This is a genomic window from Faecalibacillus sp. H12 (assembly GCF_013361255.1).
GTDB classification, from domain to species: domain Bacteria; phylum Bacillota_I; class Bacilli_A; order Erysipelotrichales; family Coprobacillaceae; genus Faecalibacillus; species Faecalibacillus intestinalis.
Map to the genome: position 1 here is coordinate 1 of NZ_JABWDK010000029.1, position 26,189 is coordinate 26,189.

Annotated in this window: 22 protein-coding genes and 1 pseudogene; 6 read left to right on the forward strand and 17 right to left on the reverse strand. The window is 28.1% G+C overall.

Features of this window, described 5'->3' with window-relative positions:
• Positions 1-524: 524 nt before the first annotated feature.
• Together HUU89_RS12280 and HUU89_RS12285 are read right to left on the reverse strand one after the other, a co-directional pair.
• Positions 525-887: a hypothetical protein gene (locus HUU89_RS12280; protein ID WP_175301909.1), complete on the reverse strand. Its 363-nt coding sequence runs from the start codon at positions 885-887 to the stop codon at positions 525-527.
• Positions 888-1,131: 244 nt separating this feature from the next.
• Positions 1,132-2,502 carry a PTS sugar transporter subunit IIC gene (locus HUU89_RS12285; RefSeq protein ID WP_147579922.1) on the reverse strand — a complete coding sequence of 457 codons (1,371 nt, stop codon included), beginning with the start codon at positions 2,500-2,502 and terminating at the stop codon, positions 1,132-1,134.
• Positions 2,503-2,739: 237 nt separating this feature from the next.
• On the opposite strand from HUU89_RS12285, the gene HUU89_RS12290 reads away from it, so the two are divergent.
• From HUU89_RS12290 to HUU89_RS12300, 3 genes are all read left to right on the forward strand, one after another.
• Positions 2,740-3,459, forward strand: coding sequence for a 6-phosphogluconolactonase (locus HUU89_RS12290; protein WP_032091554.1), 720 nt, complete (start codon positions 2,740-2,742; stop codon positions 3,457-3,459).
• A gap of 128 nt (positions 3,460-3,587) precedes the next feature.
• On the forward strand, positions 3,588-4,175 hold the full coding sequence (locus HUU89_RS12295; protein WP_254697777.1) for an RDD family protein: 588 nt from the start codon (positions 3,588-3,590) through the stop codon (positions 4,173-4,175).
• A gap of 46 nt (positions 4,176-4,221) precedes the next feature.
• On the forward strand, positions 4,222-5,001 hold the full coding sequence (locus HUU89_RS12300; RefSeq protein WP_175301910.1) for a MurR/RpiR family transcriptional regulator: 780 nt from the start codon (positions 4,222-4,224) through the stop codon (positions 4,999-5,001).
• Positions 5,002-5,038: 37 nt separating this feature from the next.
• Here HUU89_RS12300 and HUU89_RS12305 read toward each other — a convergent pair whose 3' ends face one another.
• Together HUU89_RS12305 and HUU89_RS12310 are read right to left on the reverse strand one after the other, a co-directional pair.
• On the reverse strand, positions 5,039-5,626 hold the full coding sequence (locus HUU89_RS12305; RefSeq protein ID WP_175301911.1) for a histidine phosphatase family protein: 588 nt from the start codon (positions 5,624-5,626) through the stop codon (positions 5,039-5,041).
• The gene (locus tag HUU89_RS12310; protein WP_175301912.1) at positions 5,626-8,571 is read right to left on the reverse strand and encodes a glycoside hydrolase family 2 TIM barrel-domain containing protein; all 2,946 of its coding nucleotides are present in this window, start codon (positions 8,569-8,571) and stop codon (positions 5,626-5,628) included. The genes HUU89_RS12305 and HUU89_RS12310 overlap by 1 nt, the downstream gene beginning before the upstream one ends.
• Before the next feature lie 181 nt (positions 8,572-8,752).
• On the opposite strand from HUU89_RS12310, the gene HUU89_RS12315 reads away from it, so the two are divergent.
• Positions 8,753-9,826, forward strand: a complete 1,074-nt coding sequence (locus tag HUU89_RS12315; RefSeq protein WP_175301913.1) for a hypothetical protein — start codon at positions 8,753-8,755, stop codon at positions 9,824-9,826.
• 28 nt (positions 9,827-9,854) lie between these two features.
• Here the strand turns inward: HUU89_RS12315 and HUU89_RS12320 are convergent, their stop codons facing one another.
• The 7 genes from HUU89_RS12320 to HUU89_RS12350 all read right to left on the reverse strand — a co-directional run bounded on the left by HUU89_RS12320 (position 9,855) and on the right by HUU89_RS12350 (position 18,471).
• The gene (locus HUU89_RS12320) at positions 9,855-10,703 is read right to left on the reverse strand and encodes a YdcF family protein (protein ID WP_175301914.1); all 849 of its coding nucleotides are present in this window, start codon (positions 10,701-10,703) and stop codon (positions 9,855-9,857) included.
• 177 nt (positions 10,704-10,880) lie between these two features.
• Complete coding sequence (locus HUU89_RS12325; RefSeq protein WP_175301915.1) at positions 10,881-11,540, reverse strand: hypothetical protein; 660 nt, start codon at positions 11,538-11,540, stop codon at positions 10,881-10,883.
• A gap of 264 nt (positions 11,541-11,804) precedes the next feature.
• Positions 11,805-12,455, reverse strand: a complete 651-nt coding sequence (locus HUU89_RS12330) for an HAD family hydrolase (protein WP_147579927.1) — start codon at positions 12,453-12,455, stop codon at positions 11,805-11,807.
• A gap of 2 nt (positions 12,456-12,457) precedes the next feature.
• A complete protein-coding gene (gene lacG, locus HUU89_RS12335) occupies positions 12,458-13,858 on the reverse strand; it encodes a 6-phospho-beta-galactosidase (RefSeq protein WP_217498488.1) in 1,401 nt (466 codons plus the stop codon).
• 67 nt (positions 13,859-13,925) lie between these two features.
• A complete protein-coding gene (locus HUU89_RS12340) occupies positions 13,926-15,572 on the reverse strand; it encodes a lactose-specific PTS transporter subunit EIIC (RefSeq protein WP_175301916.1) in 1,647 nt (548 codons plus the stop codon).
• Positions 15,573-15,586: 14 nt separating this feature from the next.
• A complete protein-coding gene (locus tag HUU89_RS12345) occupies positions 15,587-15,892 on the reverse strand; it encodes a PTS lactose/cellobiose transporter subunit IIA (RefSeq protein ID WP_147579930.1) in 306 nt (101 codons plus the stop codon).
• Positions 15,893-15,894: 2 nt separating this feature from the next.
• Positions 15,895-18,471 (reverse strand): PRD domain-containing protein, encoded by a 2,577-nt coding sequence (locus HUU89_RS12350; RefSeq protein ID WP_175301917.1) that lies wholly within the window; start codon positions 18,469-18,471, stop codon positions 15,895-15,897.
• Between the two features lie 317 nt (positions 18,472-18,788).
• Here HUU89_RS12350 and HUU89_RS15340 point away from each other — a divergent pair.
• Positions 18,789-18,979: pseudogene (locus HUU89_RS15340) on the forward strand (HU family DNA-binding protein); the annotation flags it as partial.
• Positions 18,980-19,233: 254 nt separating this feature from the next.
• Here HUU89_RS15340 and HUU89_RS12365 read toward each other — a convergent pair.
• Positions 19,234-20,022: a CAT RNA binding domain-containing protein gene (locus HUU89_RS12365; RefSeq protein ID WP_175301918.1), complete on the reverse strand. Its 789-nt coding sequence runs from the start codon at positions 20,020-20,022 to the stop codon at positions 19,234-19,236.
• A gap of 112 nt (positions 20,023-20,134) precedes the next feature.
• Between HUU89_RS12365 and HUU89_RS12370 the strand changes: the two genes are divergently transcribed.
• Entirely contained in the window at positions 20,135-20,947 is an 813-nt protein-coding gene (locus HUU89_RS12370; protein WP_175301919.1) for a PocR ligand-binding domain-containing protein, read from the forward strand.
• 53 nt (positions 20,948-21,000) lie between these two features.
• Here the strand turns inward: HUU89_RS12370 and HUU89_RS12375 are convergent, their stop codons facing one another.
• From HUU89_RS12375 to licT, 5 genes are all read right to left on the reverse strand, one after another.
• Positions 21,001-21,663 (reverse strand): MgtC/SapB family protein, encoded by a 663-nt coding sequence (locus tag HUU89_RS12375; protein ID WP_147579934.1) that lies wholly within the window; start codon positions 21,661-21,663, stop codon positions 21,001-21,003.
• Between the two features lie 15 nt (positions 21,664-21,678).
• Positions 21,679-22,431 carry a tyrosine-protein phosphatase gene (locus HUU89_RS12380; RefSeq protein WP_175301920.1) on the reverse strand — a complete coding sequence of 251 codons (753 nt, stop codon included), beginning with the start codon at positions 22,429-22,431 and terminating at the stop codon, positions 21,679-21,681.
• Positions 22,428-23,255, reverse strand: a complete 828-nt coding sequence (locus tag HUU89_RS12385) for a PHP domain-containing protein (protein WP_117826063.1) — start codon at positions 23,253-23,255, stop codon at positions 22,428-22,430. The genes HUU89_RS12380 and HUU89_RS12385 overlap by 4 nt, the downstream gene beginning before the upstream one ends.
• Positions 23,256-23,266: 11 nt before the next feature.
• Positions 23,267-25,123 (reverse strand): beta-glucoside-specific PTS transporter subunit IIABC, encoded by a 1,857-nt coding sequence (locus tag HUU89_RS12390; RefSeq protein WP_147579937.1) that lies wholly within the window; start codon positions 25,121-25,123, stop codon positions 23,267-23,269.
• 88 nt (positions 25,124-25,211) lie between these two features.
• The gene (gene licT / locus HUU89_RS12395) at positions 25,212-26,054 is read right to left on the reverse strand and encodes a BglG family transcription antiterminator LicT (RefSeq protein ID WP_147579938.1); all 843 of its coding nucleotides are present in this window, start codon (positions 26,052-26,054) and stop codon (positions 25,212-25,214) included.
• Positions 26,055-26,189: the final 135 nt, after the last annotated feature.

Here is a 26,189-nt window from a genome sequence, read left to right on the forward strand (position 1 = left end):
CCCTTAATAATTTAGAGCGAATTTCGCTAAAGCACTCGATTATTTAGAGCGCCAATATAAGGAGATTCAATAAAGCATTTTTAAGTTATGATCTTTGAATTAATCATTAATGTTATAACTATTTTTAATAACAATTATAAACAAATAAAAAAGATCATTTAAGGGGAATGATCTTCTTTATTTTTATAGGGAATTCGTGTAATAAAAAAATTAATATCTTGGGAAACTATTACTTAAAATGTAAATATATGAGATATAAATATATATGGGTTATCTCATTCTTTTACATGTTAATTTTTATTACAATTATTATTATAATGAAATATAACGAATTGAGTAGAGACAAGCATCCTAAATAAATCATTAGTATTTGTGCAATGTGCACAAATGATGTGAAGTGTTAAGAGCTTATTTTTTTCATTAAAACAATTTAAAAAAGACTGTCAACTTCATATTTGTCAACAGTCTTAAATCTCTTTAAAATAATGAGATTTATAAAACATTTTTAAGTTACGATATTTAAATTAATCATTAATGTCATAACCATTTTTAATTAGAACTTCTTTAATTTTTTCAAGTGCTATTTTAATAGAATAGTAAACCGCAAGTATACTACAGTTTTCTTCAATAGCAATTGATTCTAGAGTCTTACATTGAACATATTTTTTTAAAATACGTTCTTTTTCTTTGACTGGTAAATCTTTAATTGTTAACTCAATAAAACTTATTAATTCTTGATGTATCAATTCTTTCAACAATATGTTTTCGTTAACATCAAAGCCTTCTTTTTCTAATTCTAAAAATGGACTTCGATCTAACGAAAAATATCCCTTATGATAATCTACTTTTCTTTTATATACTGCATCAATATGATCATATTTATTCATTGTCTCATAAACATCCTAATCAACTTCAACAAAGCAATCTTGATTATAATATTTAGGATACATTTCTCTCAGGTTTACCCTAACTTTAGTTGACATATTATCCCTCCCTTCTTCATAAACCGAGAGAAACAACTGTCGAACTTTAAGTTTTATAAAAAAAGCTCTAATGATTTTGGGGTCTCACTAGAGCATACTTAAGTTATTCAATTTTTAAAAGATTTATGTGTGAGTTAATCTTCTTTTTTTAATTTGTTTGTACTGAATTTTCTTCTTCTAATTTTTGTTTTTCTAATAATTTAAAGAATGGATAGTATAAAACCATGTCTAAAATAATTAAACAAATAACCATGATTGCTGCTTTGAAATCCATACATCCAAGTGCGGCTCCAAGTGGCGCTGGTGTTGTCCATGGTGTTTCAATAATTCCTTTTCCTACAATATGGAAGGCCATTAAGCCATAAGCAATAATTGAATTGATTACTGGTACAAAGATAAATGGAATCATCATTAATGGATTTAAAACCATTGGTAAACCAAAGATAATCGGTTCATTGATATTAAAGATTGCAGGTCCAATTGATAATTTTCCTAATGTCTTTAATTCTGCTGATTTAGATCTCAACAACAAGATACAAAGTCCCATTGTAGCTCCACCACCACCAAGTGTAATAACATATGACCAGAATGGTTGAGTAAAGAAATGTACGATTGGTTGTCCAGCAGAGAATGCTGAAATATTAGCAATTAAATACATTTGCATAAATGGTAAACGGATTGGTTGAGTAATACTTGCTCCATGTAATCCAAAGAACCAGAATACTTGAGCAATCATGGTAATTAAACAAATACCAACTAATGAATCAAGTCCTGAAATTGCAGGTGCTAAAACTGTCATGATCATATTTGGTAAAAGTTGTCCGCTAAAGTTTTGTACAACTAAAGAAAGACCATAAAAAATGATTACACAAATAAATAATGGTAAGATTGCATCAAAAGATGAACTGATTGCTGGTGGAACACCTTCAGGCATTTTAATACGAATGTCTTTTTTAAACATAAAATGCATAATTTCCACACAACCTATAGCAACCAAGATTGCTGTAAAGATACCTTTGGCATCCAAATAGGTCGTTGGTATGTAATTACCAGCTAAAGCTAATAAATCTGTTGCACTTTTTCCATCAACAATAAGATTTGATGCTACTGCTGAAGTTGTTGGTGCAGATACAATTAAAAATACTGCTGTTGATACGATTGCTGAATTTAATTTTGGCATTTCGTATTCATCTGCTAAATGATAAGCAATTGCAAATGCAATAAATAATCCCATTAATGCCATTGTCATATTATAAGGCAATTGCAACATTGCTTTGTTGGCTTGCGCCCAATTATACCAACCATTTAACATGTCAGTAATAAATCCCCAATTTGGAAGTGTTTCTGGTTTAAAAGGTGGTGTTGAAATAATTAAACATACCCCTCCTAAAATAGATAACGGAATTGCTACTACCATTCCATCACGAATAGCAGCCAAATGCCTTTGATTCCCTAATTTGTTAGCAATTGGTACAAGTGTACGGTTTGCAAGTTCATTAAATTTTTCCATGAAATTCATGAAAGTTCCCTCCCTTCTTGCTATAGTGAAATTATATAGCTGTAGCACATTCAAATTCTTTTGATTTCCACAATAAAAAACATCTTTCCAATTACTTGAAATCTTTTCCAAATCATGGAAATAAATTGTTTTATTTTTTTTATCTGCATTTATTTTTTTATGTTGACACTCCCTTTTTATTTTTTATAATGAAATTGTGTGTGAGTTATATCTTCTTATAAAACAGGAGGATATATTATGAAGTTAATCATTGAAGAAAATGAACAAAAAATGAGCGAAAGTGCAATGCACATTTTACTTGGAGCAATGATGCAAGATAAAAGAGTCAACATCTCTTTAACTGCTGGACGCTCTCCTATCAATCTTTATAAGATGATGGTTCCTTATGTTAAAGACCAAGAAAAATTCAAAGACATTCAATACTATCTTTTTGATGAAGCACCTTATCAAGATAAACCACATGGCCCAAACTGGGAAGAAATGCAAGAACTATTCTTTAAAGATGCAAATATTCCTGATGAAAGAATCCATACAACAACAATGGAAAACTGGGAAACTTATGATCAAGAAATCAGAGATGCTGGTGGTATTGATGTTATGTTGATTGGACTAGGTTGGGATGGACATTTCTGCAGCAACTGTCCAAGATGTACACCTATGGATAGTTATACTTATCCAATGGATCGTAAAACAAAAAATGCAGCTAATCCAACATATCCAGCAAGAGATCATCTACCAATCACTTTATCAATGGGTCCAAAAAGTCTAATGAGAGTGAAACATCTTGTAATGATTGTTACTGGTAAAGAAAAAGCTCAAATTTTAAAACAAGTGTTAGATTCACCTATTTCAGATGAACTACCAGCAACTGTTTTAAAATTACATCCTAACTTCACTGTTATCTGTGATAAAGATGCTGCATCTTTATTAAATATGGATGATTATAAAAGATTATAAAATCTTTATAGAAAGCTTCGGCTTTCTTTTTTTATTTCCAATATTTGGAAATAATTTCTACCTTTTGGAAAAGCAAAAGTAAATAAAGCATTCATTTGTTATAATTTTTCTATCCTGGAGGACTACTTATGAGAAAAAATAAAACAAAAAATAACAAAAGCAATAAAAACAGAAATAATATGGATATTATCGAAACACGTATTAGAAGATTTGTAGCTATGATCATCGATTGGTATCTTACTAACATGCTGGCTGCTATCCCTATTACCTTCTATTTAAGAGGAAATGACTACTTAAAACCTTATATGTTTGATTTAACACACTATGATTTTTCTATAGGTCTTGCTTTAGGTCTTTATGGTGTTTTGATTGGTATTATTTACTATGTATTTATTCCAACATATCTTTTTAAAGGACAAACACTTGGTAAAAAAATATGTAAGATCAAAATCATTAAAGAAAATAATGAATCAATCAATTTAAAAGATATGATGTTAAGAGAACTTCTTGGAGCATCCTTACTTGAAGGTGGAATGATTATCATCCCAACCTATATAAGAAAGCTACTTCCATTATTTAAACTTACAATGATTGTTGATCCTTTAAAATATATTGCCTATGCTTTAACTATCGGTTCAATTATCTATGCTTATTTCCAAGCAAATACACAATCTTTTCATGATAAAGTAGCTAAAACTATTGTTGTTAAACAATAATTAACTATGGTATAATTATCTAAAATATACATAAAGGAGATTCTCCATGTTTAACCTAATAATTATACTTTTATCAACACTTAATGATGAACCAAAAGGTTCAAATAACTATAAAATAGCTAAATATATGATAGAAAATATGCGCGATTTAGAAGAATATTCTCTCACAGATCTAGCTCAGGCTTGCTATGTGTCAAATTCTAGTATTTCGCGCTTTTGTCGTGATATTGGACTTAAAGATTTCAATGCATTGAAAAATCAAATTGCAAAATTTTCAGTTGAAGCTGCTCGCTTAAAAAGAAAGTTTGACTATGAAAAATATGAATCCTCATCAATGTTTCAATCATATGTAAAAAATGTTATTTCCAATTTAAATTACTTCTTAGAAAATGATATTGAAAAACAAATCAATACACTTGTTCAAGAAATCAGTTCTTATCAGAAAATAGCCGCTTTTGGCTATATGCAATCTGAAAGTGTTGCCTGCAATTTACAGTTCGATCTGCAAACAAGTGGTAAACTTATCTTTTCTTGTTTTAATATCAAAGATCAGGCAGACTATATTACTGACGCTGATGAAAATAACCTTATTATTATTTTTTCAGAATCAGGAACCTATTTTGATCGTATTTTTCCAAGAGCCAAGCCATTCAAAAGTAACAAAAAGAAACCAAAGATATGTATGATTACTTCTGATCAGTCAATTGAATATCCATTTATCGATTTCTACATCCGTTATAACAGTAAAGGTGGCTATGCAAGTCATCCCTATCCATTACAGCTTATTTCTGATCTAATCTGTATCAAATATTCTGAAACTTTATAAATAATAAACAGGTTTACCATCGCAAACCTGTTTATTTTTATAGAATAGGGTCTAAAATTTGTTCGAGTTTGAAATTTCCATTTGAATAATCAACAATCATTGCTGAAGCATTATTAGGAAATTTAAAAGATTGTTGAGGTAATAATGATTTGATAAATCCATATAACGAACAGCCGTGCCCTACAATTAAAACGGTATCCTTTTCATTACAATCCTCTATTATTTCTTGAAGTGCTTTATGATGTTTTGAAATAACATCATGAATATCTTCCCCTTCATAAGGTCTGTAATCCATATCCAAATCTTCTAACCAGTAAGGTGATTCAATATTGAGTTTTCTTACAAGTTCTGTGGATATTCCTTCAAGTATTCCAAAATTAACTTCTTTAAAACGTTCTTCATAAATCGGTTCGACTTCTTTTTTACTTAGAATAATATTTGCCGTTTGTACTGCCCTACCCAATGGAGATGTGTAGGCTTTATCTATTTGGTATTGTTCTAGCTGCTTTGAAATATTTTCAACTTGTCTGATTCCCACTTTTGACAAAGGAGAATCACACCAACCCTGTGTCAGATTGATTTCATTAAAATGTGTCTTTCCGTGTCTTACAAATATAAATCTCATTATAACTTACCTTTAAAACTAAAACGTAAATGATGTTTTTCTTTATCTAATAAGAATTCATCATGTGTCTTAGCACCCCATGTATCATCACCAGCAATACCCATTTGTTTTTCATTGATACATAAAACCGTTTGATAAACATTTGGAAGTTCATCTTTGTGACGCGCGTTTTCTAATTCATAAGGTGTATAGTGTAATGCTGAAAATTCAAAATCTTCACCTTTGATTCTTAATTTTGTATTTTCACCCGCAACTGATAATTCTCTTACATGCGTTCTGTTACCACATTCTTGTGGATATAAATAAGGTGTTAAATTGTCTGTTACTTGATAAGTATATTTTCCAAGAAGTGCCCCTTTGTTTCGATCAATATAGTTTTCTTCTGGACCAAATCCATAATAATTTACTTCTTCCATATCTTTATATAATTGGAAGATAAGTCCAAATACAGGCATTTCAATTTCAGAAACAACCGGTTGATAAGACATATCGACAATGATTTTACCATCACCATAGACTTCATAAACTAAATGAACTTTTTCATCTTGTAAATTTGGCAAATCATAAGCATATTCAATCTTGCAAGAACAGTCTCCTTTTGAAATACCAACAAACTCACATTTTGCATATAGACTGGCAGTTAACCATTTACCATAGCGATAACCATATTTGTTTTCAACATCATTATTTGTAGCTGCTCTAAAGAAATTTGGTCTGACAGGTACTCTAATATATTCTTGTTGATGATATCTATAAGAAACCAAACCTTTTTGTTTTGAGAAAATCACATTGAAATCTTTTCCTACAACGCCTACATTCAAGTAGTCTTCAACGATATCTACGTGTTTTGTTGTATGAATGTTATGTGTTTTATTTTTTACTTCATAGATATATTGTTGTTGAGCGTATATTTCATGATTCTTTTTCAAATAGACTGTTACTGCACATTCTTGGTCTTGATCATTTATTTTAAATGGATTTTCAACAACAACTGATGATAATGGTTTACAATCTACTATCATTGTTTTGGTTTGAACAACATTACCATTGCATAACATATCCATTTGTAATTGATATTCATTTAAATCAGTAAATAAATAATTATTGCTGATATGAATAACATCTTCATCTATTCTAAAATCTACATATTGATAACAGTATTTGACTTCTTGCATCTTTGGAGTATTTGTACGGTCTGCAAAAACAATACCGTTTCCACAGAAATCATAATCACTTGGCCTTTCACCAAAGTCCCCACCATAACATAATTTTCCATCATGGTATAATGCTTGATCGATGTAATCCCAGATGAATCCACCTTGATACAAGGAATATTTCTTTTCTAAATCAATATATTTGAATAATGCTCCATTACTGTTTCCCATAGAATGGGCGTATTCACATAAAATAAACGGTTTATCTTGATGTTCCTTTAAGTATTTTTCAACATCAACTGCAAAAGTATACATTTGACTTTCAATATCACTTGTTTCATTGTAGCGACGATCATGTGAAAGTCCTTCATAATGAATCAAACGAGAAGTATCTTTTTGTTTCATAAACTTAGACATTTCATAAAGATTTTTACCACCATAAGATTCATTTCCTAATGACCAGATAATAATCGAAGGATGGTTTTTATCTCTTTCATACATGGAATTAGCACGGTCTAAGATAATATCTAACCATTCAGGTTTATCATCTGGTAAGATATGTGCTTTATCAAAAAGTTCACTCCAAGTTCCATGTGTTTCAAGGTTAACTTCATCAATGACATAAAGACCATATTCATCGCATAAATCATAAACAAATGTTTGATTTGGATAATGACATGTACGTAAGGCATTGATATTATTGGCTTTCATATTCAAGATATCTTTTTTAGTATCTTCATAAGAAACCGTTCTTCCTGTCTTGGCTGAAAATTCATGACGGTTAACACCATGGAAAACAATTCTCTTTCCATTGATACACATGATACCATCAATAAGTTTAAATTCTCTGACACCCACATTGTATTGACTACATTCAACTAAACCCTTTTCATCCATGATTTCTACATATAATTGGTAAAGGTTTGGTTTTTCTGCTGACCATAAATGAGGATCATCGAATTCAAAATTGATTGGACTGCAACAATCTTTGCTTTCTTTTTGTCCAATAACTTCATCTTTATACTTTAAAGTATAGACTGCCTTAAATTTAGTCTCTTTTTTTACAATCATTGGCGTTACTTCAACAGTTGCATGATCATAATTTTCATTTAAATGTGTCAAAATCTTGATATCTTTTAAATGAACGTGTGGTACCATTTGAAGTTCAACATCTCTAAAAATACCTGAAAAACGCCAGAAATCTTGATCTTCTAACCAACTTCCACTGCTGAAGCGATAAACGTTAACAGCAATTTTGTTTTCTCCATTAACAATCAAATCTGTAATATTAAAACTTGAAGGTGTAAATGTGTCTTCACTGTAACCTACAAATGTTCCATTGACCCATAGAGCCATGGCTGATTCAACACCATGGAAAGTAATATAAGTATCGACATTATCTTTGATTACTGAACTGTCAAAATAAGTGACATAACTTCCAATTGGATTTTTATCAGGAATTTCTCCAGGAATGATTTGTTGTGTTCCTGACCAAGGATAGATTTGATTAACATACATTGGTTTTCCATATCCTTGTAATTGAATATGACCAGGTACTTTGATTTCATCCCAGTGATCTACACAATAATCTTTATTAGAAAACTCCGGTATTAATTGATTAAATCCTGTTGCATAATGAAACTTCCAGCTCCCATTTAATGAATAATTGAAACTGCTTTGTTTTTCTTTTAATTCTTTAATACTTGCATATCTATGAATCGATGCTGTTGCTCTTAAACGATTGACATTAAAAATTTTAGGATCTTTGACCCATTCATTTTTCATTTCCATTTTTCTTTCCTCCTGACTATATTATAAATTAACCCTTAAAAATAGAAATGGAACAAAGTACAATATAGGGTAAAAAAGTATAGATGATTTTTTATAATACTTCACATATAAAAATAAACAAATTATAATGTTACTAATAATACATTATTAATTATCAAAAACTATCTCAAGGAGGAAAGATATGGATTTAAATAATACATTACATACAAAAGAAAACACTGTATTATATAGATTGAAACTATTTATTAAAAACAAAGATAAAATACATACTTATTTAAGCATTGTAGCTACCTCACTAACATTAGCAGTGCCCCTAGGGACTTTTTTTAAATCACTTTTACTTAAAAAATTTGAAAAATCATACTCACATGTTTTAAATTTCAACACAGTTGTTTTGAAACTAGATTTTACTTCAATTATACCTACAATAATTATAATTTTCATGTTTGGAATGTTCTTTTTCTTTGAAATTCGGAATGCTCCAAAAAAAAAGACAAAATATAATTGTAAATTGTACTTTATGAAACTATTCAGTTTTTCAAATATTTTTTTAACGTGTTTCATAACTTATCTTATTTGTAATGCTACATACTTAAAAAAATTATTTTTCATGGAGTATCCTCTCTACTCTTTCGGCTTTATGGGTATAATTTTGATAAACATACTATTTTTGGCCTGCATAAAATACACTGATATAAATAACAAAGCCAAACTTAAAAAAAATTATTTATATGTTTTTTTTATAGGATTGGAATTATCAACTATATTTTTGTTTATAAAATGTATTTTTAATGATATAAATTTTTTAATTATTATCATTTTAATTTCTTTCTTATTAAATTTTGCTTCATATAATTTATTTTTCTTTAAAACAACTACTATCACTAAAAAGGCAAATTATAATGATAATAAAACAAAATTTGATTTCTTAAATTATATAGGTTTTTTAATATTATTTTTCTTTTGTATGAACATATTATTTGACACATCTAATATGGACTCAGTTGGTGAAACCATTGTCGAATCTCAAAAAATATTTATTAATATTGATTCTAATATAGATTATAAATCAAATAATAATGCCGATGGCTATCTATTATTTGAAACTGAAGATAGTAAATTTGTTGCGAAAGGTTACAAATTTACAGATAACCATAAAAAAATAAAGCTTCTTTCCGGATACAAATACATTGACTATAAAAACCTTGAATTATCTGAAAAAAGATATTCAATTAAGCTAAAAAATACTAATTAGATTATAAAAAGGAACAATTTTGTTCCTTTTATAATTTTGGTTTTGTATACTTTTCATCATAAATCTTATTAGCAAGTTTGACATCACCAAGTATTTCGCAAAGCCCACCAGCTTGCCATAAAAATGGTTCACTATCCTTGTGGGCTTGATAAGCAGCATTTGAAACTATCTGTATAGATTTATCATTATTTTTAGCCGCTGATAGAACTAATTGAGCCTTATACAATAATGATCCCCTTTCTATATGGTAATCACTTGTTACAATAGCAATTTTATCAATATCTTGGTATTTTTTTCTAAGAATGTTATATGTAAATTTAGCATTTTCAACAGTGGATGATGATTTATTTTCAATAATCAATCTATCTTTGTTCAATCCATTATCAATAAGCCATTGTGCCATTTGATCTGCTTCAGTTACATTAGAATTGTCTTTTGCAGTTCCTCCACCAGTACAAGCAACATATGCATTAGGATATTTGTTTGCGCTATCTAATGCAACTTTCAAACGCCCAATAAGTTCATCTTGCATAGTACCATCATCATTAAGTTGATATCCTAAAACAACAATGCATAATTTATCGCTCTTATCTAATCCGTCAGGCAATACATCATTATTAATTTCCAGTTTTTCATGATTTGTTTGCCAATACTTCATAATTTCATCCCATTGCTTTGCTTTTGAAGAGTCAACATCTTCTAATTCTTCCAATAAATCATTTACTTTATCTTTTGATTTTGACTCATAAGTCCCATAATATAAAATCATATCTTCAATAATTTCTTTTGCATTTCTTTTTGAAGTAGCCTGAGAGCAACCTGTAATCATAGTTAAAACTAAAACACAAATCAATAATTTATATATTTTTTTCATCATCTATCCTTCTTTCTTAAGCATCTATTAATAAGAAACAAAAAAACCAACAATTAATATGGAATAAGATCCATTTAATTATCGGTTTTGCCTACTAAAAATCACAATCCTTTTATACTATAAATTATAGCATTAAATAAGTGTAAAGTATATTAATGTTATATTTTATTCTAATATTATTTAATTATTATTGTATTCGTCTTCTAGTCCAGAAAAATGTAATAATTTCAATATAATCAAAGAAAGATTATAGCATAACCATCTTATATCTAATCGATTCCCTGCAAAATTAGTATTTCCTTTATATTCTGAAAATCTAAAATGCTCAGGATTATCTCCTTCAATGTATTTACAATATAGTTCACAAAACAAATCCATCCATTCCATATATTGCTCCTGAATTTTATATACACTATCGAACTCATCATACAACTTTTTTAAACCATGGCTTTTTACAACACTTCCTTTCTTTACCATGATTAAATATTTTAAGCCTAATTCAATTGCATGTCTTCCTATGTATACCGTAACTACAGAATCAGGCATTACTTTCGTTGATTTATCAAATGCTTCTATATAGTCAAACCAATATTTTTTCCACAAATAGATTCGATCTGCAATTTTATAATTCTTTTCTGTCCCATTAAACTTTCTTATGCTGTCTAAAACATCATCTATTTTATCTTTAAAAGTAATACTATTTTTTCTAGAGCTTTTTGCTATATCATTTGCATCCTCTCCATGAAATTTAGGGGAACATCCGTAATTAATGTGCGAAACAGAAAAAGCTCCATCCAATTCTAAACCATCCGTATATTTTATATCAAAACTATCAAACATATCTATACCTCGTATAAATTATTATTTATTTCGTCATTTTTACATCATAACTTATTTTAACACTTATTCTAAATAAAAAAATATGGCATAGTACCATATTTTTTTAAAGTATTTTAATCTTACATAATAAACACATTAGGTTATTAAGAGGGTTGGGTTTAAAGAAATGATATAAAACACTTATATATTCATAAATAGCATTTTTTAATCATGACATTTTAGACTTTAGGAAACTCTTTTATTAAATAAAATGCTACATATAAATTAAATTTGAGTAAAATCATCAATTACCTTTATAACACCAGGTAATTTTTCATATTCGTCTTTCTTGTTCGCTGAATCAATAACAATAATCATATTGCAACCAGAGTTATAAGCGTTTTGAATACCACTTAATGAATCTTCAATAATCAAGCAATCTTTAATATCAGTCTTAATGACATCTGCTGCTTTTTTAAACATTGCTATCTTATTTTCGTAAGTACCATCATCATAAACAATATCAGATGGTGCAATCCATTTATCTAAGTTAAATGATTCTACAAAGAAATCAATGTTTTCTTTAATTGATGCACTTGCAATTGTAAATGGTACTTTTTTTTCTGTTAGCAAATCAAAGTATTCTTCTGATCCTTTAACCAAATGAAAATTTTCAGTATCTTCTTTACAAAATTTTCTATAGTATTCTTCTTTTAATGAAGAATATTTAACAATATCATCCTCTGTGCATTTATCACCTAACATATACTGAATGATTTGTTTATTAGGTACTCCATTAAAGTGTTCATGGAGTTCTTCATCTGTTATACCTTTATTTCTTAATAATTGTGAAATAGCACCCCACGCTTTAACATGTTTATCATTATCAAAAAATAATGTACCATTAAAATCAAAGATGACTCCTCTATAATCCATAATTATACCTCTCTTGTTTCAATTACTTTTTTATACCAATATGCTGATTTTTTAGGATATCTTTCTTGTGTATCGTAATCAACATAGAATAATCCATATCTCTTATTATAACCATTTGACCATGAGAATACATCCATTAATGACCAAACAAAATATCCTTTTACATTTGCACCATCTTCAATTGATTTTAATAACCATTGTAAATGTTGTTTAATGTAATCAATTCTTGGAGAATCATCGATATTACCATTATCAAAATGATCTTTATATCCCATACCATTTTCAGTAATATAGATTGCTTTATAGTTCGGATATTGATTTTTAATTCTCATAATCATATCATACATACCTTCAGGATAAATTAACCAATCCCAGTCAGTTGTAGGGATACCTTCTTTAAACACTCTTTCTCCTACACCTTTTAATTTGAATTTTTTAGTACCTTTTTCTCCAGTACCATTGTGATGAATTTCATTTTCACCTTCATAAGCTTTAATAAAGTGACTTTGATAATGATTCATTCCTAAATAATCATTATCTTTTGCTGCTTTTTTCATGATTTCAATATCTGCTGGATCATATTCAAATGTTCCATTGTTAATATGAACTAATTCATTGATAATTTTAATTGTTTCATCTGTATAGTATCCTAAGAAAGTTGCATCCAATAAGAATTGATTAGCTAACACGTCTTCTTTTTTTGCTGCATATACATCTTTTGGATCATTTTCATTTAAAGGATATTTAGTTTCTAATGAATGAATGATTCCAATTTTGCCTTTGTAACCTTTTTCTTTATAAGCACAAACTGCTTTAGCATGTGCTACCATCATACCATGCATTGATTTAACCGCTTTTGTAATATCATAAGTAATACATGGTGGGAATGTTCCTTCAATATATTGATTTGTGGCAATTGGCCATACTTCATTGAATGTAAACCAATAAGTTACTTCATCTTTATATTCTTCAAAGCAGAATTTTGCATACTCTTCAAAAGCATCAATTGTTTCTCTTGATAAGAAGTCCCCTTGACTATGTAAAGCATCAGGAGTATCAAAGTGATGTAAAGTTACATAAGGTTCTACACCATTTTTATGACATTCTTGGAATACTCTATGATAGAAGTCTACACCTTCTTGATTGATTCTTCCTTTTCCGTCAGGAAAAATTCTTGACCATGCAATAGAAATTCTTATACCTTCAATTCCAAAATCATTGCATAATTTTAAATCCACAGGATATTTATGGTAGAAATCACTAGCAGGATCAGCTGAGAATCTACCTTGTTTAGCTAAATAATCATCCCATGCTACTTTTCCTTTTCCATATTCTCTAGTACTACCTTCACATTGATAAGCAGCTGTTGCTCCACCAAATACAAAATCTTTACTAAATTTCATAATTTTCTCCTTAACTTAACGATATTGAATAACCATTAGGATTAGACCTAATGGTTATTATTAAATTCTATTCTTCTCCATCTAAAATTGAGAATACAAATTGTAATGCTTTTTGAGGATTACGAGTTAATTCAATATATTTTTTACCTTCACAAGCAACACATTTAATTCCAATACGATCTGTATCTTTCTTTAAATCTTCATAGTAGTTTGCTACTTGAGGAGCTAGAACTACTAAATCATAGTCTTTTAACATATCATAGTGTGCACCGTAAGAACCTGCGGCAGTAATAATTGAAATGCCTTGTTCATCAGCACCTTTAGCTAATGCATTAGCCAATAATCCACTAGTACCCCCACCAGCACATAACACTAATACACGCTTTTCATTAACTACATCAGATGAAACTTCAACATCTTCATCTTCTTCTTTAACATATCCACCTTTTTCATCTTCTTCTTCACATTTTTGTTTATCATAAACTTTGAAGAATGGATAATAAACTACGAAATCTACAACCAAAACTAATACTGCAAATAATATTGATAACAATGTAATTCCACATCCTAATACAATACCAAGTGGTGCTGGTGTTGTCCAAGGAAGAATATACATGAAACTGTTCATTCCTAAAATATCTACAAATGCTTTGAACATCCATACATTTAAGATTGGTGCAACAATAAATGGAATAAAGAAAATTGGATTTAAGATCAATGGTGCACCAAATAAGATTGGTTCATTAACTCCGAATAATACAGGAATCGAACTTGCTTTACCTACTGCTCTTAATTCTTTAGATTTTGCCATGAAAGCAAACATTAATGTTACAACAAGAGTTGCTCCTGTACCACCTAATGTAGCTACGAATTGTTGACAACCAGGTGTTAAAATGTTAGCTGCATGTTTTCCAGCTTGGAATAATTCTAAGTTGTTAGCAATGTTTACATAATAAATTGCTGAAACTGCTGGTTCAACAATTGATGGCCCTTGAATACCTACGAACCAGAATAATGACATAGCTCCATAAATAATAGCTAATCCTAAATATCCGTCTGCTGCAGTAAATAAAGGTTTGAAGAATTCAATAACTGATTCAGCGAAACACATACCTACAAAATGTCTAAATGCTATATCAAATAAAGCTAATAATAAGATTGAAACTCCGAAAGGAATAACATCTGCAAATGTTTGTGAAATATTTGGTGGTACTTCTTCTGGCATGTGAATTGTAATATTTCTTTTAACACAGAACTTGTACACATTACATACAAAAAACGCTACTAAGAAGGCTGTTAATAACCCTTTAGATCCCATGTATCCACTTGAGAATCCACCTTTAATAGAATCAACACCTACAACTAGGAAACCTACAATACCTGCCATAAGAGTTGAAATATTATTGATTTGTCTATTAACTGGCATATCTCTATTTAAACTGTCACATAAGTTTTTTGCTGTTGTCCCAGCTACAAGCACTGCTAATAATCCCATTGAATAGTTATATGGTTTTAAAATCATTGCTTCGATATCACTAGGCCAATAGAATCCAAAAATGTTTGGTACATAAGCAAGTAACATGAAGATACTTGAGAATAGTACTACTGGCATAGCTGACATGAATCCATCACGGATTGCTTTTAAATACTTATTTCTAGAAACTTTTTCAAAGAAAGGCTTAGCTTTCTCGATTTTTCCAATCAACGCATCCATCTTTTTTTACCTCATTATCTATAAATATCTAATAAATTGTTAATAATATCTTTTAATAAAATTGTTGTCATCAAATGATCTTGAGCATGAACTGTAATAAATCCAATATCGATATGTTCTCCTCTAGCTTCCATTTGTAATAATTCTGTCTGTGATTTATGAGCATCATTTAAGCATTCATTTGCTTCTGCAATCAATTTATCACATTCACCGAATTCTTTTTGTTTAGCTTTTTCTACAGCTAATAGTAATTTACTTCTTGCGTCTCCTGAGTACGCTACAATTTCAAACCCAATCATTGAGGCTTCTTCTTTTGTCATAATTAATTTCTCCTTTTGTTATTAATAATAATTTCTATAATTGTTGCTTTATCACTGTCACTAAATGTAACATTAAACGTTGATTCAAGTTTCTTAGAGGCTTCAGAAACCATTGTAAATTCATCATGATACTTTGTTCTTATACTATCCAAATTAAAATTGACCGCAGATGCTTGCTTTTTTGTCAATCTGTCAATTAAGCATCCCATATGAATAAGCATTCCTAATCTTGTATCTTCTGTAAATGGTTCTTCAAATATTTCTTCTAGTTTCTTTACAAATGGTAATAATGAGTTTTGAAGGTCATCATAATTGAATATCTCAAACTGTTCTGTTAAGTATTCAATGATATCAAAATCATCATCGCCTTCTGCAAATAATTCATGTATTGTATAAACTTTAGGTAAATGTTGATAATCTACAAATTTTATATTGAAGATATCAGGATTATAAGTTCCTACAATCCCGATAACCTTACCTTTAAGTTTGATTTCATTGATTCTATTGATTAAACTGTGCTTATCAGAAATATTAAATGATAATATTTGATAATCTCTGTAATCCTCTAAAGTCTGTAAATATCTTTTAATACTTTCACTGTTATTTTCATTAGCTGACGATAATGCAATAATAACATCCTTGTTGCTCATTCTTGAATATGATTTATCGGAATATTCACTAACCAAATGATCATAAATATCATCAACATTCTTTCCTTCTTCAGCTTGTTTACAAGCAGACATCGCTAATAATGGAATAGGAACTTCAATTGATCTAATATTTATCTTTGTTTCTTCCATGATTGAATCCAACATGACTTGAATAGAACCCATATCATATAGAGCTAATATTCCTCTTCCTTGATTTATTTCAATAATCTTATTTTTTAATTGCTCATAAGATTCTTTTGGATCATCTTCTAATGATAAATCAAAAGCTTCAATATTTTGTACTGGCATCAGAAGTTTGACAACCTCTACTATTGACTGTGCTGTTTTACTTCCATGCATTACAATTAATGTAACAACATTTCTCTTTTTTAGTTTTTCATTTTCTTGAAGAGTTAAAACCAAAGTTATAAAAGCACTTTCGTCCATAGATAGAGTTACATTGAATTCTTTTTCTATTGATTTTAAAAACTTTCTAGAAAACACATACTGTTCATCATACTTATCAATGATTTCCATAATATTTTCATTAGAAATTCTTTGTTTTGAACTGTTTCTAACTATTGCATTATTCAAATGAAGACATATTGCATAATATATTTTATTTGAATAAACCTGATTAAATCGAACACTTGCACTGTTTAAGAATTTTTCTACAGAATTAATTAACTTTGTAGAGCAAATTTTTTTGATTTTATCTTTATCTATATCATGTGTAATTTGTTTTAAGTAGTCATCAATCTGTTCTTCAATATTAGCAATTAGATAAGCATCTTTTTCTTTTTCATTTGCCATTTTTCCAAGAGCTTTGTATTTTTGTTCTAACTGTGCATAGATATCTAAATTTTCACTTTTAATCTTTTTTCTCAATGTTCGATTATGATTGAATACATATGTTGTATCCTTCTCTAAAACATTAGTTAAATCATTTATATGCTTTTTAATATATAAAAGTCCTTTTCTGACATTAGGTGGTAAATCACCTAATTCAATAACTATGTTCGTATTCTTTTTTGACTTAGAAAGTGCATTTGCAACACCAAATTGAATGTTGTTTCTAAGTTCAATAAGATTATCCTTACAAGGATAAAGTAATAAACATTGCATTAAACCATCATTAATTTCAATTGATCTATTCAAATTATTTGATTCATTTTGAAAGAATTTTTCAATAAACTGGAATCTTTCCGAGAGATTTCTGTTATCCAAGGAAGGGATATGGACCATAAAATTAAAGTAATCTCGTAAGTAATCCAATTTATCGAGGTCTTCATTAAGATGAATAATAAGTATAAAATCAAAATCGGAATTATTTTTTAACATTCTAATAACATTTGAAATCAAATCTTTAGACACTACATTTACATTCTTTATTAAAATCAATCCATGATTATTTTCTAAAAAAATATTTTCTTTACCTATTAACTTTTCACTTATTTGTTTCTCATTGTAATCTAAACAATCAACAATTTTGAAATTTGAATCTTTCTTTAAAATTCTTTGAAGGCACACATATTCGTAAATCTTTTCCGCTAATGTTCTCACCCCTATACCCTTTTGTCCTGTAAAAAGAATTCTTGGTATTCTCATAGGGTATGCAATAGCAGATTTTGTAAACTGAATCGTATCTTTTAAACTTAAATCTTGTCCAATCAATGAATCGAAAACTTGATTTTCAATTTGTACTTCTTGATCTGTTGACAGATAATAAAGCACAGGACGCCCTTTTGTTTTTTCAATTTTTCTTTCATCAACCAACTGATTCAATATACTTGAAAGATTACTCCTACGCATTTCCAATTTTTCAGATAGAAATTGTGTATCTAACTTAGGAGTTTCATCATTTATTGTTTTAAATCTTTTAGAATATTCAACAATAAAATCAAATACTTTTTCTTTGTTTGTTTTCATTTGTATCTCCCTTTTCTATCCATATTCATCATACAAAATAAAAAATCACTTCTCAAACTAACTAAATTTTCGTTATTTATACAATATGACTAGTAATAATTAAGAATTACATATTTAAAAGTCATAATAAATAAACCAATTAAACACTCTTTTGACTTTTTAATATTTTTTGCATTAGTGTATAAGCTTTTTTTTTAAATTATAAACAAATTAAACACTATCAATCTTTTTTGAAATCTTCTAATATGGAATTTATATTTTTTTATTTTATCATAATTTAATATAATTCTTTTTTATTCAAAACGAATAAAAAAGAATTAATTGAAGCTATTTCATGGAAAGTATCTCTTCCAGATGCAGAAATTGAAAAAGTAATCACAAGTTTTACAAAAGTAATTTCTAATAAGTTAAAAAAGAATTTGGTATTTTTGAAGTAAGAAATCGTAGCGAAAGACAAGGTAGAAATCCTGCAACTGGAGAAACAAATACTATCAAAAACAGTAAATAACCAACATTAAAAGCCAGGTCTTTATTAAAGTAAAGTATTAATCAAAAATAATTATTAGAGTCACTAATATAAAATTATGTTTTAAATTTATAAATTTGGAAAAATAAAGACCATATAAATCACACATGAAAAATATAATTTATTTGAACTTGCCTACTTAAAGTCATAATCTATGTTTAAATTAATGATGTTTAGCATAAATTTCTTATCTATGCTAGAAACTTTACAACATTTTGTCTTGATATGTTATTTTTTTAATTAATACTCATATTTTCTATATTATCATTTAAAAATTTCATTTCTTCAATTGATAAATTATATTGATATTTTTCTCGTATATATTTATTTACGATATTAGTACACATATTAGATTTGGAATCGTTTGTAAATTTTGATTCCTGATGAACTTTAATACCTTGATTGATCAACTTTACAATTTCTCTTGATAAACTAATAATATTGTTTTTAAAAATTATATATTTTTCTGAATTCTCTTCTAACTTTATATTATATGTTTTCTCTACAATATACATTATTTCATTAACAAGAGTGCCCACTTGATCATCTTCTTTTTCCTCAATGAATGAGTAATTTTTCAAACAATGTAATATGTATTTAATTTCTGTTTTAGTAAGTTTAATATTTATTTTTTCGTATATGTATTGCATGATTTCACTTTCAAAATCATTCTCAATTCTAGTATTCATTGCTTTGTTTTGAAATAATTTTTTATTGTTTTCTCGTGCATTTAAAACAAAAGAAAGATAGCTGGCTATCATTCCAATGACTTCATTATAGAACTGAGTATTCCACTTTACCGATGCCATCTTTACAATATTTCGTGCCAATTTGTAATGAATAGACTGATTGATATCCATTTCTCGTCCAATTGGCAAATAAAAGATTTTTTCTATTTTATTATTGTCTATTGTATTTCCTGCTTTTTTTCTAAATCCAACACCTGGACCCATAACTACTATTTCTCCTGTATCATCATTATAGGATGTTACATAATTATTATTTAATATCTTATTTATTTTCAAATTATCTTTCCCCTTTTCTTTTAAATTATATTAATATCTATTTCATTTCAAAAGAGAATAAAGTATAATTAAGGGTAAATTAGTATGATATAAATTATTTAAAGGAGAAATTATGATTGAACTAGAAAAAATGCTAAAAGATTTATACCTTCTTTCAGGATTAAATATGTCTATTTTTGATTTAAATCAAAATTTATTAGCTTCTTATCCACACAAAAAATCAAAATTTTGTAACGAAATAGGAAAAAATAAAAAATCATACCAACATTGTTTGGATTGTGATTATAAGGCTATGGAACACGTAAAAGAATCAGGAGAATTATATATATACAAATGTCATTTTGGTTTAAATGAAGCTATTATGCCTCTATATTCCTACGGAGTTCTTACAGGATATTTAATGATGGGACAAGCAGTCATTGGTACATACAGAAATTATTCTGAGATCATTGAAAAATCAAAAGAATATTTTGATGACCAAGAAAAGTTAAAAAAATATGTGACCAAGATTGCAATCTTAAATGAAGATCAAGTCTATTCTTTTGCTAATATTTGTGATATATATGCAAAATACATTTCGCTTACAAACCGAGTACAAGCAAAACATGATAATCTAGCTCAAGAAGTAAAAAAATATATTATTTCTAATTATAATAAAGAAATTACCATCGAACAATTATGTGCATACTTTTTTTGCAGTAGATCAACTTTGTTAAATCATTTTAAATCAAAATACAATACAACCATTCATAAGTTTTTGTTAGATTATAGATTAGAAATAGCATCCGAATTATTGATTAATGAAAAAATAAGTGTAAAGGAAATATCATATAAATGTGGATTTGAGGATCCAAATTATTTTTGTAAGGTTTTTAGAAAAAAATATAATAAATCCCCTTTAGAATTTAAAAATGAGAGAACATAAAAAGATACTGCAAAAGTATCTTTTTAATATTGAAAAGTATAAAATTTTCCCTTCTAAAAATAACTTAATTTTACAACATAATCTTTTTCAAGAATTTCATTTGTTAGATTATATTTTTCATTTTTTGAAGGAAACTTAATTTCTATCTCCATAATTACTATTTCGCTTCTTTTTTCATATTTAATATCAATAATATTCAAATTATTATTACTAAATAAATTTTCTATATCATATATGAGATTCTTTCTATATAACACCTCTAAACGAACTTTTATGGTATTTTGTGTCATTCTTAAGAAAAATCCCCTATGAAAAAGTGTTTGCAAACCAACAATAAGAAAAGTAGAAATTATTCCTAAATCATACAATCCACATCCAATACACATTCCTACTCCTGAAGTAGCCCACATTCCTGCTGCCGTAGTCAGTCCCGAAACAGTTCCATGTCTTACAAAAATAACACCAGCGCCTAAGAAACCTACACCACTTACAATTTGAGCAGCAAGACGAGATCCGTCTATATTTTTAAAATCACAAAAACCATATTTTGAGATCAGTACCATCAAAGCTGAACCTAACGCTAAAATAGCATGAGTTCTTATACCTGCACCTTTATTTCTGCTACTTCTTTCATAACCAATGCAACAACCACATATTGCAGCAATCAAAATTCTAACAAACCACTCAACGTGATAAATTAATACACTTTTTCCCATTACTATTTTTTGTTTTTACTCACAATAGATTGCTTTCAGTAGTTTTCTCTTTTCTTTTGTTAGATTGTATTCTTTTTCAAAATAATCATCATAACTTTGATACTTACACTTTATAGCATTAATCGCTAAAAGAATATTTTCTTCTCTTACATAGAGTAACTTATCTGCTAACTTTTGAAATTCTTTTGATACATTATGTTCCAAATAAAATTGGTCAATAAAATTTTTTAAATACTTATTAGATAATAGATATTCATTTATTGCATCTTCTTCATTCATATCTAATGCCATCATAATAAGAAAAGTAGCAATACCTGTCCTATCTTTTCCAGCACTACAATGATAATAAACACTACCATCATTTTTAAGAAGTAATTTAAATAATTTATCAAATGCTTTATTATTAAAAGGCATATTTTTATATCCATCTAGAAGATATTGTGATAAATAATCTATTTGCGTTAAAGATAAATTCTTACTAAGTTCTTTACCAAAATCAAATCCCTGAAAACGCTCGTCTTGAAGTTGTAACGCACTTATACGTTCATAATTAATTCGATTTCCTATAATATCTGGATCTTTTTCAGCTTCATTTTGATCTCTGAAATCCAGTACATATCGTATATTTAGTTTTTTTTCGAAATAATTTATCTCATCTGGAATCAAACGATTTAAAGCACCACCTCTAAAAATCATATTAGCTTTTAATTTTTTGTTATCTTTATTAATATACCCTTTAACATTTCTAAAGTTATTTATGTTCTTCATTTTTGTAATGCCTCTTTTCCCAAATCATCAAATTGTTCTTTTGTTAAGCCAAAATCCCCTATACTTGTTAGTTTTATATTATGAAAATCACTTCCTCCACTTTTCAATAAATTATATTTTTTAGCAAAATGTTGAGTTAATGGATAATCATCTTCTTTCATACTTGGATGAGAAATTTCAATTCCATCAAGATCATATGAAACATATTTTTTTATTTCATCATAATTATCATACTCGCATGGATGAGCTAGGATAGCTATACCACCATCCTTATGTATTGCTTCTATGCCGCTTTTTACATCAATATATCCCATTTGTAGATCAACATCTTGAGATACTTTTCCTGCAAATAATTCTCTATATTTTTCCAAATTGTTATATTCTGGATATTTATTGACAATTGCCTGAAAAAGATGCATTTTAAACACTATATTATATGGAGAAAATTTTTTTGCTTCTTCATATGTTATATCCAATCCCTTATCATTTAGTTCGTCAATTAACTGATGATGATATTCATCTCTACATTTCAAAGTATGATTACATAATTCTTCTACATGTGTAGGGTTATCATTTAGCCATAACCCTACAACATGAACTTTCTTATAAACATCAAAATCATAACAGCTCATTTCCACACCTCGAATAGTCTTTATATTATTCTTTTCACAAATTTTTTTAACTTTATCATAGTGATAAAGTGTATCATGATCAGTTATTGCCACAACTTTTATTCCTCTATTCTTTGCTAATCTAATAACCTCTTCTATCGAATGAGTTCCATCACTATAATTAGTGTGAACATGTAAATCTGCATAAACCATATGTTTTCTCCTTAAATAACTGTTAATAAATCATCATTCATCTTAACTCTTTTTTCTTTGGTAGGAATAATTTCTAAATAATCATTTGAGTTGGTAATAACAACCATTGTTGTTAAATCCGCATCTCCTTGTTTTAGCAATTCTTTATCAAATTCAATTAACAAATCTCCTTGCTTTACTCTTTGACCTTTTTCAACGAATTGTTTAAATGGTTTACCCCCAAATTTAACAGTGTCAATACCAATATGAATTAAAATTTCCATATTTTTATCTGTTGTAATTCCAATAGCATGCTTTGTTTCAAATGTAGCAGAAATAATTCCTTCAACTGGCGAATATACCTTATTATCATTAGGAATAAGAGCAACACCCTTACCTAAAACTTCTTTAGAAAACATTTCATCATTTACAGAATTTAAGTCTAAAATTTTTCCACTTATTGGACTTTTTACATTATTCATCAAATTATGATTAATATCATTACTTTCTTCAACTGGATCATCAAATCCAATAACTAATGTTGCAATAAAAGTAACAACAGCAGAAATAATAATTGTAATAATTGCGTTGATTAAATTTGAATTACTTGTTCCACCAATCCACATAGGAATATTGATAATACTTGGTGTCATAAACGCATAAGCTTTTAGTCCAACAAAACCAGCATACAATCCTCCAGAAAAACATCCTATCATTACTGCATACATTGGTTTTTTCAATTTTAATGTAACTCCATAAATACATGGTTCAGTTATACCACCAAGAAAAGCCGTAAGTCCTGAAGATAAGCAAGTTTGTTTAAATTCTTTATTTTTTGTTTTTAAAGCACACGCCATTGCAGCTGCACCTTGTGACATATTTGCTGTCAATGTTAAAGTTCTTGAAAATGGATCATATCCTGATTGCGACAATATTTGAATTCCAGCGATAGCAAGTGTTGAATGCATTCCTGTAACTACAAGCCATGGATATACTATACATAAAATTGCAAGAGCAAACATTCCAAATGTGTTATAGATCCATAATAGTGCATTGCCTAAATAAATTGAAACAATACCCATTGCTGGTGCTAATACTACAAATGTTAATGGCACCATTATTAATAATGTTAATAATGGTGATAAAATATCTTTTATCATATTTGGTAAATATTTGTTTAGACCATACTCAACTTTACTCATTACCCAAACAACTAATATTGCTGGAATTAGTGAAGATGTATATGACATTCCATAAACAGGGAATATTCCCAAAATACTTCCAATAAATTTTGGATCCACCGCAGAAACAATACTGTTCCAATTAGGATGAACAAGTGCACATCCTAATAGTGCTGCCATAAATGTATTACATTTAAAATGTTTTGCTGCAGCTACTGCTACGAAAACAGGTAAAAAAGTAAAACCTGCATCAAAAACAAAATTGAAGATGTAATACGTCATAGATGTATCTGCATTAGCCCATCCCATCATAGATACAATCATCAGTAAGCATTTTCCTAATCCTGTACCGATTAGAATAGGTATAATTGGAGCAATTACTCCTATAATAGTTGAAATTAAAGAATTTATGATATTCTTCTTTTCTTTATTTTCATTATCTTTTTTTTCTTCTTTTTCCTCAATATTCGCTATTTTACAAATATCTAGATAAACATCATGGACATATGTCCCAATTACAATTTGATATTGTCCTCCCTTTTTTATTAATGATAGAACTCCTTTTATGTTTCTTACTTTTTCATCATCTGCTTGAGATTCATCTTTCAAGGTAAATCTCAATCTTGTCATACAATGTTGTAAAGAAACAATATTTTGTTTTCCCCCAACAGCCTCAATTATTTCATTTGAAAGTTCTTCATATTTCATAATATATTCCTCCTTTTTTGAATTCTTTCAAACTATGAGGTTTAGCCAACTGAATGTTACTATCCATCTATATGCAAATTATCTCTGTTTATTTTTTTAAGATAATCTTTGCAACATGTATTGTTAAAAATAATATTTCTTCATCTTCTAAAATGTAATCGTACTTTTGTTTTACATATTTTTTTATTTCCAAGACGCATAAATATGCATCAACATATTTTTCTTTCATTATTTCTAAAATATCATTATTTAATGAATCGATTTGATTATGTTTCATATGATTAAAACAACGTAAACCAAAATATTTTAAATGTGTAACAAATCTATAATATGATAAAGATTCTTCATCAAATTCTATATGAAAATAATTCTTTACTATCTCCAATATTTCTTTAATAAAAGCAGTAATTTCATAGGCATTTTCTATTGCATTATCAGTTTCACTACATACAATATGTAAAGCGATAAATCCAGCTTCATTTTCATCCATAGATATTCCATATTTAGCCTTTATTAAAGTTAATGCCCACATTCCCAATTCAAATTCTTTTCTATAGAAACTTTTAATTTCCATTAATAGCTGATTTTTTAATATAACCCCTTCTTTATATCTCTCTATACTTGTATGAATATGATCTGTTAAAGTAATATAAAGAGAGTCATCAATTCCCACTTTTAATTCTTTCTTTGCTTTTTGAATTATTTGATCAGAAGTATCCATATATTCAATTGGAATGTCTTTTAGCATGTTTAGCATCTTTTTTTGTTCATCTTTTAAGCTTAATTCAAAGGTCTTATTGACTTTACTAATATCAATAAGATCGCCATTTCTTTTTCCATAAGCAATTCCTTTACCCATAACGATTATTTCTTCATGATCATCGTTTATAGTAATTACAACATTATTATTAAGAATCTTTTTTATCAACATTGTTACTCCTGGTATATTGTAATTGACCCATCTGAGTAGTCATCTACAATATACATTCCTTTCTATCAATCTTATTTATTCGCGATTGATTACGTTTTGTGTATTCTGTAATATTGAAATATGTGAATGTGGATT

Coding starts and splice junctions, on each gene's coding strand:
- HUU89_RS12280 (WP_175301909.1), bottom strand. CDS start 887: ATGAATAAATATGATCATATTGATGCAGTATATAAAAGAAAAGTAGAT.
- HUU89_RS12285 (WP_147579922.1), bottom strand. CDS start 2,502: ATGAATTTCATGGAAAAATTTAATGAACTTGCAAACCGTACACTTGTA.
- HUU89_RS12290 (WP_032091554.1), top strand. CDS start 2,740: ATGAAGTTAATCATTGAAGAAAATGAACAAAAAATGAGCGAAAGTGCA.
- HUU89_RS12295 (WP_254697777.1), top strand. CDS start 3,588: ATGAGAAAAAATAAAACAAAAAATAACAAAAGCAATAAAAACAGAAAT.
- HUU89_RS12300 (WP_175301910.1), top strand. CDS start 4,222: ATGTTTAACCTAATAATTATACTTTTATCAACACTTAATGATGAACCA.
- HUU89_RS12305 (WP_175301911.1), bottom strand. CDS start 5,626: ATGAGATTTATATTTGTAAGACACGGAAAGACACATTTTAATGAAATC.
- HUU89_RS12310 (WP_175301912.1), bottom strand. CDS start 8,571: ATGGAAATGAAAAATGAATGGGTCAAAGATCCTAAAATTTTTAATGTC.
- HUU89_RS12315 (WP_175301913.1), top strand. CDS start 8,753: ATGGATTTAAATAATACATTACATACAAAAGAAAACACTGTATTATAT.
- HUU89_RS12320 (WP_175301914.1), bottom strand. CDS start 10,703: ATGATGAAAAAAATATATAAATTATTGATTTGTGTTTTAGTTTTAACT.
- HUU89_RS12325 (WP_175301915.1), bottom strand. CDS start 11,540: ATGTTTGATAGTTTTGATATAAAATATACGGATGGTTTAGAATTGGAT.
- HUU89_RS12330 (WP_147579927.1), bottom strand. CDS start 12,455: ATGGATTATAGAGGAGTCATCTTTGATTTTAATGGTACATTATTTTTT.
- lacG (WP_217498488.1), bottom strand. CDS start 13,858: ATGAAATTTAGTAAAGATTTTGTATTTGGTGGAGCAACAGCTGCTTAT.
- HUU89_RS12340 (WP_175301916.1), bottom strand. CDS start 15,572: ATGGATGCGTTGATTGGAAAAATCGAGAAAGCTAAGCCTTTCTTTGAA.
- HUU89_RS12345 (WP_147579930.1), bottom strand. CDS start 15,892: ATGACAAAAGAAGAAGCCTCAATGATTGGGTTTGAAATTGTAGCGTAC.
- HUU89_RS12350 (WP_175301917.1), bottom strand. CDS start 18,471: ATGAAAACAAACAAAGAAAAAGTATTTGATTTTATTGTTGAATATTCT.
- HUU89_RS12370 (WP_175301919.1), top strand. CDS start 20,135: ATGATTGAACTAGAAAAAATGCTAAAAGATTTATACCTTCTTTCAGGA.
- HUU89_RS12375 (WP_147579934.1), bottom strand. CDS start 21,663: ATGGGAAAAAGTGTATTAATTTATCACGTTGAGTGGTTTGTTAGAATT.
- HUU89_RS12380 (WP_175301920.1), bottom strand. CDS start 22,431: ATGAAGAACATAAATAACTTTAGAAATGTTAAAGGGTATATTAATAAA.
- HUU89_RS12385 (WP_117826063.1), bottom strand. CDS start 23,255: ATGGTTTATGCAGATTTACATGTTCACACTAATTATAGTGATGGAACT.
- HUU89_RS12390 (WP_147579937.1), bottom strand. CDS start 25,123: ATGAAATATGAAGAACTTTCAAATGAAATAATTGAGGCTGTTGGGGGA.
- licT (WP_147579938.1), bottom strand. CDS start 26,054: ATGTTGATAAAAAAGATTCTTAATAATAATGTTGTAATTACTATAAAC.